14 protein-coding genes and 2 tRNA genes are annotated in these 13925 nt (G+C 43.0%); 9 read left to right on the plus strand and 7 right to left on the minus strand.

The annotated features are described in order from the left end of the window. Positions 1 to 329: 329 nt before the first annotated feature. The 3 genes from ompR to E0H87_RS13625 all read left to right on the plus strand — a co-directional run bounded on the left by ompR (position 330) and on the right by E0H87_RS13625 (position 4804). Entirely contained in the window at positions 330 to 1094 is a 765-nt protein-coding gene (ompR, locus tag E0H87_RS13615) for a two-component system response regulator OmpR (RefSeq protein WP_116759040.1), read from the plus strand. Between the two features lie 299 nt (positions 1095 to 1393). Next, complete coding sequence (locus tag E0H87_RS13620; protein WP_131324203.1) at positions 1394 to 2854, plus strand: ATP-binding protein; 1461 nt, start codon at positions 1394 to 1396, stop codon at positions 2852 to 2854. Between the two features lie 432 nt (positions 2855 to 3286). Then, positions 3287 to 4804 carry an acetyl-CoA hydrolase/transferase family protein gene (locus E0H87_RS13625; RefSeq protein WP_131324082.1) on the plus strand — a complete coding sequence of 506 codons (1518 nt, stop codon included), beginning with the start codon at positions 3287 to 3289 and terminating at the stop codon, positions 4802 to 4804. Positions 4805 to 4878: 74 nt separating this feature from the next. Here E0H87_RS13625 and E0H87_RS13630 read toward each other — a convergent pair whose 3' ends face one another. The 5 genes from E0H87_RS13630 to E0H87_RS13650 all read right to left on the minus strand — a co-directional run bounded on the left by E0H87_RS13630 (position 4879) and on the right by E0H87_RS13650 (position 7237). Next, on the minus strand, positions 4879 to 5391 hold the full coding sequence (locus E0H87_RS13630; RefSeq protein ID WP_131324083.1) for a hypothetical protein: 513 nt from the start codon (positions 5389 to 5391) through the stop codon (positions 4879 to 4881). Between the two features lie 85 nt (positions 5392 to 5476). After that, positions 5477 to 6232, minus strand: coding sequence for a class I SAM-dependent methyltransferase (locus E0H87_RS13635; protein WP_131324084.1), 756 nt, complete (start codon positions 6230 to 6232; stop codon positions 5477 to 5479). 112 nt (positions 6233 to 6344) lie between these two features. Beyond that, a tRNA-Phe gene (locus tag E0H87_RS13640) sits at positions 6345 to 6420 on the minus strand. Between the two features lie 138 nt (positions 6421 to 6558). Then, positions 6559 to 6634 (minus strand) — tRNA-Phe (locus E0H87_RS13645). Between the two features lie 219 nt (positions 6635 to 6853). After that, a complete protein-coding gene (locus E0H87_RS13650) occupies positions 6854 to 7237 on the minus strand; it encodes a GNAT family N-acetyltransferase (RefSeq protein ID WP_016168740.1) in 384 nt (127 codons plus the stop codon). Positions 7238 to 7333: 96 nt separating this feature from the next. On the opposite strand from E0H87_RS13650, the gene hisB reads away from it, so the two are divergent. From hisB to hisA, 5 genes are all read left to right on the plus strand, one after another. After that, complete coding sequence (gene hisB / locus E0H87_RS13655; RefSeq protein WP_016168741.1) at positions 7334 to 7927, plus strand: imidazoleglycerol-phosphate dehydratase HisB; 594 nt, start codon at positions 7334 to 7336, stop codon at positions 7925 to 7927. Next, positions 7927 to 8544, plus strand: a complete 618-nt coding sequence (gene hisH, locus E0H87_RS13660) for an imidazole glycerol phosphate synthase subunit HisH (RefSeq protein ID WP_131324085.1) — start codon at positions 7927 to 7929, stop codon at positions 8542 to 8544. The genes hisB and hisH overlap by 1 nt, the downstream gene beginning before the upstream one ends. Before the next feature lie 171 nt (positions 8545 to 8715). Further along, positions 8716 to 9234, plus strand: a complete 519-nt coding sequence (locus E0H87_RS13665; protein WP_131324086.1) for a DUF805 domain-containing protein — start codon at positions 8716 to 8718, stop codon at positions 9232 to 9234. 105 nt (positions 9235 to 9339) lie between these two features. Next, complete coding sequence (locus E0H87_RS13670) at positions 9340 to 9975, plus strand: 3'-5' exonuclease (RefSeq protein ID WP_131324087.1); 636 nt, start codon at positions 9340 to 9342, stop codon at positions 9973 to 9975. An 85-nt stretch (positions 9976 to 10060) separates the two neighbouring features. Further along, entirely contained in the window at positions 10061 to 10792 is a 732-nt protein-coding gene (hisA, locus tag E0H87_RS13675) for a 1-(5-phosphoribosyl)-5-[(5-phosphoribosylamino)methylideneamino]imidazole-4-carboxamide isomerase (protein ID WP_131324088.1), read from the plus strand. Positions 10793 to 10867: 75 nt separating this feature from the next. On the opposite strand, the gene E0H87_RS13680 is transcribed toward hisA, so the two are convergent. After that, positions 10868 to 11416 (minus strand): helix-turn-helix domain-containing protein, encoded by a 549-nt coding sequence (locus E0H87_RS13680; protein WP_131324089.1) that lies wholly within the window; start codon positions 11414 to 11416, stop codon positions 10868 to 10870. 97 nt (positions 11417 to 11513) lie between these two features. On the opposite strand from E0H87_RS13680, the gene E0H87_RS13685 reads away from it, so the two are divergent. Further along, a complete protein-coding gene (locus tag E0H87_RS13685) occupies positions 11514 to 12413 on the plus strand; it encodes a DMT family transporter (RefSeq protein ID WP_131324204.1) in 900 nt (299 codons plus the stop codon). Between the two features lie 65 nt (positions 12414 to 12478). On the opposite strand, the gene E0H87_RS13690 is transcribed toward E0H87_RS13685, so the two are convergent. Continuing rightward, complete coding sequence (locus E0H87_RS13690) at positions 12479 to 13891, minus strand: NAD(P)/FAD-dependent oxidoreductase (protein ID WP_131324090.1); 1413 nt, start codon at positions 13889 to 13891, stop codon at positions 12479 to 12481. Positions 13892 to 13925: the final 34 nt, after the last annotated feature.

The raw sequence follows: 13925 nt of genomic DNA on the forward strand, positions 1-13925 counted from the left end.
ATCCCACAAGGATAAGTTCTAAAAGCCATGATTATAAAGACCAAGACCATAAAATCCACAACTGTTTTATTAAATTTCATTCTGATTGAATTTGCCAATTTTTGATTTTTTCATCATTCGCACACTTTTTTTGCATATTCAGGCAAAGAACTACAGTAAATCAGGCGTTAATCCGCTATTTTAGATGTATATATTTGGTATCTATGCCTTGATTTTATCTGCAATATTTGTTGCTTTAGAACATAGCAAATCGATATAAATGAGTCGTATACTCCTAATGATCTCTCGACCCCGTATACGATGACAATAAAGAATAAGGAGCACACATCATGAGTTTAGTTGTACCTGCAGAACATGGCGATGTTGTACATGCAGAAACTGATCGCGTTGAACGCATTCTCGTCGTAGATGATGATGTGCGTTTACGGACACTGTTACAGCGCTTCTTAGAAGACAAAGGCTTCGTGGTAAAAACAGCGCACGATGCCACCCAAATGGATCGCTTACTCCAACGCGAACTGTTTTCTCTCATCGTGCTCGATTTTATGCTTCCTGTGGAAGATGGTTTAAGTATTTGTCGTCGTTTACGCCACTCCAATATTGATACGCCTATTATTATGCTGACCGCGCGTGGTAGCGATTCAGACCGTATTGCGGGTTTAGAAGCGGGTGCAGATGATTATTTACCTAAACCTTTTAACCCAAATGAATTGTTAGCCCGTATTCGTGCAGTGTTGCGTCGTCAAGTCCGTGAAGTACCAGGTGCGCCAAGTCAGCAAATGGAAGTGGTGAGTTTTGGGCCTTGGTCTTTAGACCTTTCAACCCGCACCTTAACGCGTGAAGGTCAAGTGGTGACACTGACCACAGGTGAATTTGCGGTACTTAAGGCTCTCGTGCAACATCCACGTGAACCCCTCACCCGCGACAAATTAATGAATTTAGCACGTGGACGTGAATGGGGAGCCATGGAACGCTCAATTGACGTTCAAGTATCACGTTTACGTCGTTTGATTGAGGAAAATCCTGCCCGTGCCCGTTATATTCAAACGGTTTGGGGTGTGGGTTATGTTTTTGTTCCAGATGGTGCTGAGTAAAATTAAAGAATAAGGCTCCACTAGATCAGTACACTGCTTAACAGTGACATGATGGCGTCTTTCCTTTTAGGCTCAAATTTAAAGATTAACCTGCGGTTCGCCTTACTTTTGTTTCGGCAAAAGTAAGCAAAACCATTGTCATCTGCAAAACTCGGCATTTTTCTGCAACTGAACTCCATACTCGCAGAAACTTTAGAAATCTAAAGACAGCCTGCCTCGAACAATTGCAGATGACGTCTTCGCGTATCGCATCCCTGTCGCAATTCAACTATGTCATGAACATGGAAACAGGAAATAACGTGAAACTAGATCCGATCGACCCGCAAGAATTCACCGATTTTGTTCGCTACTCCGAAAAGAAGCGTACATCTTCGGAACGTTTTTTCGATAAAATTAAGCCACGTTCTGCCGCCATGCGCACCACAGTACTGGTGTTGTTTGTGGTGTTCTTTAGCTTATTCATGTCGTTATGGTTCTTCTGGAAAACCCTGTATTTACCTGAAATTCAACAGCATGCAAGATTTCTTGCCGTTGAATTGGAAATGATCAACAACCCACGTTTAAAGATTTACCACGATGATGTTCAACTCGACATTGACCAATGGCTTAAACAACGTGTTGGTGTTGAATATGTCACCGATCCTAATGAATATCCAAACGTCAAAGATAAACTGATTGCCGACTTCTTTACCAACCGCATTGAGCATCAGCTTGCTAAAGAATTAAATATCAAAGACGTCACGGTTTATTTTCAGTTTAAGCCCAGCCCAAGAATTTGGGTACAAACCCCTGAAATGAATGGACGTTGGGTTCGTGAACCCCTCAAAACCTATGCCAACTATAGCCCTGAATTGATTTTGGGTTGGTTACTGGGCATCCCGCTGATTTCCGCTGTCATTATTTTAACGCTGGTTCGTCAGTTAAACCGCCCACTGCGTCGTTTGCAAAATGCCGCCAACAACTACAGTAAAATAGGCACTGCCCCGTACCTAGAAACCAATCATGGGCCGCAGGAAATTCGTGAAGTGAATCAGGCATTTAATCACATGATTTACACGCTAGATCAAACAGAGCGGGATCGCCGCATTATGTTGGCGGGTATTTCACATGACTTACGCACGCCGCTCACGCGTATTCGCCTTAGTGCAGAAATGATGCCTGATGATGACTTTTTGAAAGAAGGTCTGATTTATGATGTGGAAGATATGGATGCCATTCTGAATCAATTCATTTCCTTTATGCGCGATGGCTCAGATGAAGTCCTACAAGCCACGGATATCAACAATTTATTGCAGGAATTGGTGATTCAATTTAAACCCCTTGATGTACGTTTTAGCCCGCAAGAACTGCCATTAATTCAAGCACGTAGTCTGTCCCTCAAACGCTTAATTGGGAATTTAATCAATAATTCCAAACGTTATGGTGCCGAGCCTGTTGAGCTATCCGCGCGGGTGGAAGGTGAGCATATTTTAATTAGTGTTGCCGACCATGGTGAAGGGATTCCAGAAGATCAAATTGAAGACCTGATGCAACCATTTGTTCGCGGCAATGCCGCGCGCACAGTGCAAGGTAGTGGCTTAGGACTCGCCATCGTGAAGCGCATTGTCGATATTCATCAAGGTAAACTCATGATTCATAATCGTGAGCAAGGTGGGCTCGAAGCCATTATTCTACTGCCGTTACCCAAAGAAGAACCTGAAGAGCACAGCATCATCAATCCTATCGAAAAACTGAAACAAAGCATTAGCGAACACTTCTAATTTTTCGCTTACCCTGCAATGGTGAAAGTCGCACTTCATAAACTATAGACTTTCACCTTTCATCAATTGATGACTCCCCCAACTATCTTCCGATCAATCCTTCAACAGCAATTGAGTGAAATTTCCAGCATATTGAAAATGATTTGCTCTGCTTTTTAATCTAATTTTTTCTGTATCGCGATGTTGTGATCCTCAAAACATGCCATTTGTAACAATTTTTACACTCATTTTGCTTAATAACCGTACAGTCAGTATTAAAAACAGACAAATCTATGCGAAATATAATCCATAAAATCAATTGATTAAAAATTATCAAAATTTGTTATACCCGCATTTTTCTAAAAAATTAGACCTTAGCCTAACAGGTATGCAAAATGCGTTTTCTGATGGGTACAATCCTTATCAGTTTCAAAATTCCAACGAGAGTAAACCATGTCATTAGATCGCATTCGTTTAGCTTCACTACACGACAAAGTCATTAGCGCAGAACAAGCTGCGGAATTCATCCAAGACGGTATGACTGTCGGTATGAGTGGCTTTACCCGTGCTGGCGAAGCAAAAGCTGTTCCATTGGCTTTAGTAAAACGTGCTCACACCAACCCATTAAAAATCACGTTAATTACGGGTGCGAGTCTTGGTAATGACCTTGACAAACAATTGACTGAAGCGGGTGTTTTAGCTCGTCGCCTTCCATTCCAAGTCGACAACACATTACGTAAAGCCATCAACAATGGCGAAGTGATGTTCATTGACCAGCACTTGTCTGAAACTGTTGAGCAAATGCGTAACCTTCAGTTGAAAAAACCAGATGTAGCGATCATTGAAGCGGTTGCGATCACTGAAGATGGTGGCATTATTCCAACAACGTCTGTGGGTAACTCTGCAAGCTTTGCAATTTTCGCAGAAAAAGTAATTGTTGAAATCAATACAAACTTAAGCCCTGCATTTGAAGGCTTACACGACATTTACATCCCAACGTATCGCCCAACACGTCAACCGATTCCATTGACTCAAGTCGATGAGCGTATTGGTACACACGCAATCAATATCGATCCTGCAAAAATCGTGGGTATCGTCATCAACAACGACTTGCATGACTCTCCATCAACTGTGACTGCACCAGATGATGAAACTCAAGGCATTGCAGACCACTTAATCGCATTCTTCGAAAAAGAAGTCGCTGAAGGGCGTCTACCGAAAAACTTAGGTCCATTACAAGCAGGGATTGGCTCAATTGCCAATGCTGTACTTACAGGCCTTAAAGATTCAAACTTCGAAGACCTTGTGATGTATTCAGAAGTACTCCAAGACTGTACGTTTGAATTGATCGATGCGGGTAAAATGAAGTTTGCTTCAGGTTCTTCAATTACGCTTTCTGCAAAATATGGCGAGAAAGTATTTAACAACCTTGAAGCTTACAAAGATAAATTGGTACTTCGTCCACAAGAGATTTCGAACCATCCTGAACTTGTCCGTCGTTTAGGTATTATCGGTATCAATACTGCGCTTGAGTTTGATATTTACGGTAACGTGAACTCAACGCACGTTTGCGGTACAAAAATGATGAATGGTATCGGTGGTTCAGGTGACTTCGCACGTAATGCACACTTGGCAATCTTCGTGACCAAATCAATTGCAAAAGGTGGCGACATTTCTTCAATCGTTCCATTTGCATCACACGTTGACCATGCAGAGCATGACGTAGACATCCTTGTGACTGAACAAGGTCTGGCAGATCTTCGTGGTTTAGCGCCACGTGAACGTGCTCGTGCGATTATCGACAACTGTGCGCACCCACTTTACCGTGATGCATTAAACGACTACTTTGATCGTTCATGTGCAAAAGGCGGTCATACGCCTCACTTACTTCGTGAAGCGCTTTCTTGGCATTCAAACTTCGAAGAAACAGGTCACATGCTTGCACCTCAAGCACAAGCAAAATCTGCTTAATTTGATCTGCCATAAAAAACGCCCCAATCGGGGCGTTTTTTATGGGCTAAATTTAGAACTTAAACCATGACAACTTAATGTGGTGTCAATAAAAACATTTTTATCAACCCATCAACATTCATCTGCTGCTCAATCGTGCCAATTGAAACCACGCCCAAATTCAACTGAATTTGAGGAGCTTGCTGTAGATGCTGAATAGGACTATTCGGATTCACCACAGGATCAATCATGCGATATAAGCCCAGTCTAGGATCATCCGACCTTAATCCATCTGCAATTGAATAAACCTGCAATAAAATCGGTAAAGGTAAATCAAAAGTTGGTATACGTTCAGGAGGTAAAATCTCTTGTGAAACATGAGCCATGTCCGTCAATGCCCATTGCTGTGGAGCTGTTTCAAGTTTCATTAGATAGTGTTCAAAGATTTGCTGTCTCACGTCATCGGGTTGGGATTGAATATCCCCAGTTTGGATACGTAAATCTTGCTCTGTCAGCACGGAAAGGTCAGATGGGACATTGGCATAGCCATGACTCATCAACAATGCACCCAAAGCCAGTGCATTGAATATTTTGGGAGAGAAATACATGGCAAAATGTCCATTAAAATTTCTACTCCTCTTATTTTAAAACTCGGCAAATAATTAAACAGTTGTTTCCACGTAAAATGGCCCTTTAGGCAAGTTTATTCGCAGCTTGGCGCCCTACCCTCAACAACACAGGAAAACTCAGCTTCACTTGAGGATTTGCCTTTGTTGCTAAGCACTCTCGCATCTCCTGTAGCGGGTCTTCTTGCGGGTGTTGTCGCTGATAATGTTGTACGCCTGACCACGTCGCTAAATACTGCAACAGTTGCGTACTGCTCCATGTGTAGTGCAATGCTAAAGCAGGAACAGCCAACTCCTGAAAAGGGAAAGGAATGGTTTGATAATGCTCATCAATATAACGTCGCTCTGGATCCCAATAACCTTGCAGCGTTTTGAAATAGAGCTGCTGTAAGGCATGCTGCAACTCGACATCTTGCAATTGAATCAGGCCATAGCCAATCACAGCAAGCACACCCTTTGGTTTCAGTACACGCTTAACCTCTGCATAGAAGGTCGTAAAATCGAACCAGTGAATCGCTTGTGCCACACATACCAAATCTACCGACGCAGGCGCACAATGGCTGTGCTCCGCTGCGGCTTGTAAATAACGCACATTGGCAAATACAGGGGCTTGTTGGAGTTGTCGCTCGCTCAAGTCTGTCGCGAGCACCTGCGCAAAATGAGGCGCAAGTAACTGGGTAAATTGCCCTGAACCTGCACCACAATCCCAAGCCAATTCTCGCTCGGGCACATAAGTCAAAATAGCATCAAGAATTTCTGACGAATATTGAGGGCGTGCCTGTTGATACAGCTCACTGTGTGTAGAAAATAAGTCCTTGGTCATTGCCCCTTGCTCCACGCCATTTTTATTTTAAATTTAGTTCTGATTGTACAGAGCACAACTTTTCTTTGTGCATAAAAAAACCCTCAAACATGGTTTGAGGGTTTTTTGAATATGGTGGCGAGACCCAGGATCGAACTGGGGACACACGGATTTTCAATCCGTTGCTCTACCTACTGAGCTATCACGCCGATGCCGTGTATTAAGCCCGATCTCAGCGGATTAGTCAATCCTAATCCATAACTTTTTGATCAATCGGATATTTTTCATCCAAAAAAAATCCCTGATGGGATCAGGGATTGAAAACACAAATACGGTTTTGAAATATATGGTGGCGAGACCCAGGATCGAACTGGGGACACACGGATTTTCAATCCGTTGCTCTACCTACTGAGCTATCACGCCGATGGGGCGTATTAAAGCGTTTTAAGATAAAAGCGTCAAGCACATTTTTATGAATTTTGTATCAAATGATGACTTTTTCAGCAAATTTCAAATTTAGACCCAAAACCATACTCATTTTTATCCATCATTTAAGCTGGAATGTAAAAAGGCAGCACCGATGCTGCCTTTTATTCAATCTCTACAGGGACAATGCGCTTCCTGCTTCATCATCAATGCTGTTTAGCTAGGTAATTTATTTAAATGGGCCAAGCAACGGTGAATGGCGCCACAGCCTGGTTCAAATATCTTCACCCCTTTGGCTTCTTCCATTCGGCAAACTTCTGCGACCAAACGCTCTGCAACACCACGACCGCGATTTGCAGGATGTACCACAATATACTCCAGCGTCTTACTCTCACCCTGCCCTGTACACCAAATCGCGCCAATCACCTTAGTATTAAATTCTGCGGTGTAAACTAGGGTATACTGAGCTAAGTTTTGTTCAAGTTGTTCAATGGCATCTTGCCCATCACCAAATTCTGGGCTGGTGTCATACAGTCGCTCAAGCTGGCTGCGCATTTCTTCATTTTCTAGTGAAGTATAAGCATGTACGGTAATAGGCATTGATAAACCCTCCTGAGCAATCTAATATGCGGTGATTTCGTCACGGCGAAAAACATTTTACATCAATCATTTTTGACGTTTTTGAGGAACGTGTCTATGACAGAACGTATCAGTGAAGTGGTAAGAAATACCAACGAAACCAAAATTCGAGTACGCTTAAATCTCGATGGTACAGGTCAAGGCACTTTAAACACTGGAGTTCCTTTTTTAGACCATATGATTGATCAAATCAAGCGGCATGGACTATTTGATATTGATATTCATTGTGATGGCGACTTAGAAATTGATGATCACCATACGGTAGAAGACTGTGGTATCACGCTTGGACAAGCATTTGCCCAAGCATTAGGTGATAAAAAAGGCTTGCGTCGTTATGGACATTTTTATGCGCCACTTGATGAATCTTTAAGCCGTGCGGTGGTCGATCTTTCTGGTCGTCCGGGTTTATTTATGGATATTCCGTTCACCCGCGCTATGATTGGCCGTTTTGATGTGGATTTATTTTCTGAATTCTTCCAAGGCTTCGTCAATCATGCCCTCATGACAGTGCACATTGACAACCTTAAAGGCAAAAATAGCCACCACCAAATTGAAAGTGTGTTCAAAGCCTTTGCTCGTGCATTGCGTATGGCGTGTGAGGTTGATCCTCGCGCTGCCAATACGATTGCGTCAACCAAAGGAAGTTTGTAATGACTCGTATTGCACTTCTTGATTATGGCATGGGCAATTTGCACTCGGCTGCAAAAGCATTGGAGCACGTTGGGGCGACTGTTGATGTCACCAACGATCCGAAACTGATAGCTCAAGCCGACAAAATTGTGTTCCCTGGTGTCGGCGCAATGCGTGACTGTATGCAAGGCATGCATGAAGCAGGCATTGATGAAGTGGTACGCAAAGCCGCATTTAACAAGCCTGTTTTAGCTATTTGCGTAGGGATGCAGGCGCTGATGCAGCATTCTGAAGAAAATGGCGGTACAGATGCACTGGGCATTTTTGAAGGCGCAGTAAAACGCTTCCCAGACATGAATGGCTTAAAAGTGCCACACATGGGCTGGAATCAAGTGCATCAAGCGGATCCGAGCCATCCAATGTGGAACAATATTGAACAAGATGCGCGTTTCTACTTCGTGCATAGCTTTTATGTTGAGCCGAAAGACAGCAGCATTGTCGCTGCGACCTGTGATTATGGCATTCAGTTCTGCACTGCTATTCATCAAGAAAACTTGTTCGCGACACAGTTCCATCCAGAAAAAAGTCATACGGCTGGACTACAATTGCTGAAAAACTTTGTGGAATGGAAAATTTAATTCATTTCCGCATCTATTGTATTAAAAGCTCAACTTCGGTTGGGCTTTTTTATTCTGGATGGATTACTCTTTCATCTTCAACATCATTTCATTATTATTTAGACAGTTACTCAATATATTTATTTAGACTTTCCAAACCTTACACTTACTAAAAATTATAGGAACATAACAATGAATCCTTCTGTGAATGATTCTGCGCTGAGCGCGGCTGGACGTTTTGGACGCTTATCTTATTTTGGATGGAATGGGTTACTCCTCATCGTAGTCATGACGCTGGTGTTCATCGGTATGCTATTACTTCCCAGCTCCTCTCCAAAAATAGAGCAAAGTATGCCATTTACAACCCTTTTAGTGGTCGGGATTCTATATATTGGCATGCTGTATTTAACTTTTGTCTTTACCATTCGTCGTTTACATGACCGTAATCATAGCGGTTGGTTATCTTTACTCATATTGGTGCCCATTGCCAATATCGTGATGATGTTGTATTTATCTATGGCAAAAGGGGATGCTCATGAAAATCAATTTGGTCCACCTAGACAGACTCAAACGTGGGAAAAGATTTTAGGCTGGATTTATATCCTCATTTTTCCAATGGGTATTTTGTTAGCGGTTGCAATTCCTGCTTATCAAGATTATGTCCAGCGCGCACAACAGCAGCAAATTGAAATGCAACAGCAGGCTGAATAAAGTCATGTAACTCGAATACAATTTGAAACCTGCATCTTGCAGGTTTTATTTTGCCTTTAAAATTAAAAAGCGCTAGTCTGCTTAAAAAGATAGCTTTGAATTCAAATGAATCATCTTCACACCACCTCTCCTCTCCCAAGCAAAGAACAAATTCAACAATTGCCTGTTTTTCAAAATTTGGCACCTGAGCAGATTCAACTGATTTCCAAGCTAGAACACTGCCACGCCCTGCAAAATGAACTGTTTGCCGCACCGTTCTTTGGTTTCGATTCTGAATCGAAACCCACCTTTCGCAAAGGTGAAGTTGCAACTGGCCCACATGTCATTCAATTGGCAACCGTCAACAAGGCGTATATTTTCCAAATTAGCCCAGCCATTTTGGACTTTTTAACCCCAATTTTTGAAAATCCAGAACAATTGAAGGTTGGCTTTGGTCTCAAAAATGATGCCCATCTATTTCGTAAAAAAGGCATTCATTTCAATCAAGTGCTTGATCTTTCCAAAGCTTTTACCGCCTTTGGCATCACAACGCCTGTAGGCGTTAAAAATGCCATGGCATTGCTGTTTCAGGTCAATTTCCCCAAAAGTAAAAGTGTCAGCACCTCAAACTGGAGTAAATTTCCTCTAAGCGCTGCGCAAATCCAATATGCGGCGGCTGATGCCTACGCACCCGTACTGATTTATCAAGAATTGCAGCGTTTAGGCATTACTTTACCTACTGCACAGCATAGAACGAAATAAAAGCAACATCTTGCTTAGATATTTGCCAATACTTTGCTAAGATTGCGGCGAATAAATTCTATAAGATCGGGTAAGGAGCGAAAGCATGCTGATCATCCCTGCAATTGACCTGAAAGATGGCAAATGTGTCCGTTTAAAACAAGGCCGTATGGAAGACGATACCGTATTTTCTGATGACCCTGTCGCAACTGCACAGCATTGGGTTAATGAAGGCGCACGTCGCTTACATTTGGTCGACTTAAACGGTGCTTTCGCAGGTACCCCGATTCATAAACCTGTGGTTGAAGCGATTGCCAAAGCACAACCTGAGCTGCCAATTCAAATTGGTGGCGGTATTCGTTCACTGGAAACCATTGAGCATTATTTAGATGCTGGTGTGTCTTTTGTGATTATTGGCACCAAAGCGGTGAAAGAACCTGAGTTTGTCGAAGAAGCGTGTAAGAAATTTGCAGGTCATATCATTGTCGGTATTGATGCCATCAATGGTATGGTCGCAACCGATGGTTGGGCCAATGTCACTGACGTGAAAGCTACAGATTTGGCAAAACGTTTTGCAGATGCAGGCGTATCGAGCATTGTGTATACCGATATTGCCCGTGATGGCATGATGCAAGGTGTGAACGTGGAACAAACCGTTCATTTGGCACAATACTCAGGCTTGCCAGTGATTGCCTCTGGTGGTGTGACCAATCTAGATGACGTACGCAACTTAAAAGGTCAACCAGGTATTCTGGGTGCAATTACAGGTCGTGCCATTTATGAAGGTTCATTGAACTTACGTGAAGCACAACTGTTATTGGATCAGCAATCGCTTTAAGTCCAAGCAATAAAAAAGAGGTCAAATGACCTCTTTTTTTATTGCTGAAAATTAGATTCAGCCCATATGCTCGCTTTAGTAAATTGCATTGCGAATAAATTTAAGCGGAACTTCGGCCTGATTAATGTAACGGTATTCAATCGTACTGGCATACACGATCGATTCGCCTGCATGGAGTACTTGCACTTCACCTGCCAAATCTAGGGTAAGTTCCCCTTCAATCACATACAACATCTCACGATAGCCTTCAGGGTCGGGTTCGGCACAATATTGTTCATGGGGGGCTAAAGTCCACGTCCAAAGCTCCACCTTTTTACTGGCGAATGTGGAGGCCAAAAGTATTGCTTCACTTTGGGCTTGTGTTCCTTGCCATGCCAACGCATTCACAACGGCTTGACCGTGTTGTTCTGGTGCAGCAATCATCTGCGCAAAATCCACTTCAAGTACATCGGCAATTAAGCTCAGTTTTGCCAGACTAATATTGTCTTGGCCAGTTTCCACACCTGCCACCATACGCCGACTTAAACCTGCCAAATCTGCCAATTGCTGTTGACTTAAGCCTTTTAAATTACGGTAATGGCGAACATTTTGACTCACATATTGTAAAACCGCAGGATGCTTCATATTGGCATTTCAAGGAAAATTTGAGCAATATATTGCACAAAAAATAAAAGCATGGCAAGCTATGTGCAATATACTGCACACAACTCGAATGATCGCTATGTTCAATGCACGTTTTGGCTCCAATGCTCCTGTGATTTCCCTGATACTCATTACCTTTATTTGGGGCGGTACATTTTTGACTGTGAAATATGCACTTAATTTCAGCTCCCCGATGTTTTTTGTGGGTTGTCGTTTTGCCTGTGCAGCAACCATTATTGGCTTATTTTCTTTTAAGCAGCTCAAACAGATTACCAGACAAGACTTATTCGCAGGTTGTATGATCGGTTGTATGCTCACCATCGGCTATGGTACGCAAACTGTAGGTTTACAAACCATTAGTAGCAGTGAGTCGGCATTTTTAACGGCATTGTATGTGCCCTTAGTGCCTGTATTATTGTGGCTAATTTTCCGTAAAGCCCCTCATTTTATGATTTGGATTGGCGCATGTTGCGCGTTTATAGGCTTAGTTTTATTGACGGGGAATGGTTTCCATGCAATTGCTTTGAATTTTGGACAGGTGGTGACTTTACTTGGTGCGATTGGGATCGCGCTGGAAATTATTCTGATTGGGTATTTCGCGCCAAAAGTAAACTTAAGTCGAGTGACGGTCATTCAACTGGCGGTGGCTTCCCTGCTTGCTTTCGCCTCAATGCCTTTGGTGGGCGAACATACCATTCCTAGCTTTTCATGGCCTTTGTTGAGTATTGCGATGGGTTTGGGTCTCGCCAGTGCCTTGATCCAATACGTCATGAATTGGGCACAACGTTCGGTAGCACCTTCCCAAGCAGCCATTATTTATGCAGGTGAACCTGTTTGGGCGGCACTTTTTGGACGCCTTGCAGGTGAACGCTTAGCACCATTGGCTTTATTGGGCGGTGTTTTGGTGGTCTTTGGTATTCTCATCAGTGAATGGAAACCCAAGCGATTGAAAGCCAAAACAGAAATCGAACAACTCTAATCACCCAAAACAAAACGATGAAGTCGGCAGGTTCATTCCATCGACTTCATCATCACGTTATCGCTTTAGAAAGACACCATTTTCCCCGGATTCATCATGGCACCAATGCCATACATGCTTTTGGCAATTGGAATCACGATAGGTGCCAGTGCACGTCCCATCGGAATGTTGATGTGCTGAATTTTGGTCAGCATTTCAAAATCATCCGACAGCCCCAAGAAATCATCGGCAATGGCTTTACCAATCCGTACGGTTTGTGCCACGCCATGCCCACTCCAACCATGTACCGCGTAAATAGGAAATTGATTACCAAATTTGCGGCTGTCAGTAGCCCCATTCACGGTTAAATCAGTGGTCCCACTCCAGACAAAATCAAGCTCAACATTTTTGAGCTGCGGAAATACATGTTGAATACGCCCTAACAAATAATCATGTGTTTGAGCGGCATCCCAACACGAACCCGTTCCCTCGCCCCCAAACAATAAGCGGTTTTGAGATACGCCACGATAATAGTCAATCTGGAACTGTGTATCGTAGACGGGTAGATCCGTTGGTAACAATGCTTTTAAATCAAGCTCTAGTGGTGCTGTGGTACACACATAAGTATAAAAAGGAATGGTGGTTTGTTTATGTTCTTCCAATAGTGTAAACGACGCATGATGCACGGCCATGACCACACTTTTGCGCGCTTTAATCACCCCATTGGCCGTGGTCACATAAAGACCATCGGCACGTTCTTGAATGGATTGCACTTCCGTTTGCTCATAAATTTTGCCACCATTTTGACAAAAACCATATGCCAAACCCCGGGTTAATGCTAAGGGATGAATATGACCGCCTAAACGATCTAACAAGCCGCCAAAATAATGTTCAGATTGAACATGCTCACGCAATTCGTCCTGATTCAAAATTGAGGTATGAGTTTCTTCTAAATATTCACGTGCTTGCATTCCATCACGTAAAGCATCTAAATGTCCAGGATGCACCGCAGCCGTGATATGACCCCGCTTGCGTTGCAAATCCAAATCATATTTTTCACTGATGCCATCAATTAACGCCATGGCTTCTGTAGAGGTAAAGTGCCATAACTTTTTCGCATCTTCAAAACTAAAATGCTCCACCATGGTTTCGGCTTCCCAACGTGCCAAACCTGGCGTCAGTTGCCCACCATTACGTCCAGATGCAGCACTGCCAATGCGATTTTTTTCAACCAATACGGTTTCTACGCCTTGTTCAGCCAAATGCAAAGCCGTAGATGTCCCCAATAAGCCACCACCAATCACCAGTACATCACAGACCAGATCGGCATTTAAAGTCTCAAATTGATGCCATGTTTTGAGCGAGCTTTCATAGTAATTTGCAGGATGACTAAACTCGCCTCGCTTTGGATTGAGCCAGTTCCACTCTTTACCGCTGTGTAAAGCGTGGCTGGCTTTATACTCCACGTCATTTTCAAATATTGGTTTATTCATCTTCATGTCATTCACACTCTTATGTATCCCATTTTTGGGT

The organism is Acinetobacter sp. ANC 4178, assembly GCF_004331175.1.
Lineage (GTDB): Bacteria > Pseudomonadota > Gammaproteobacteria > Pseudomonadales > Moraxellaceae > Acinetobacter.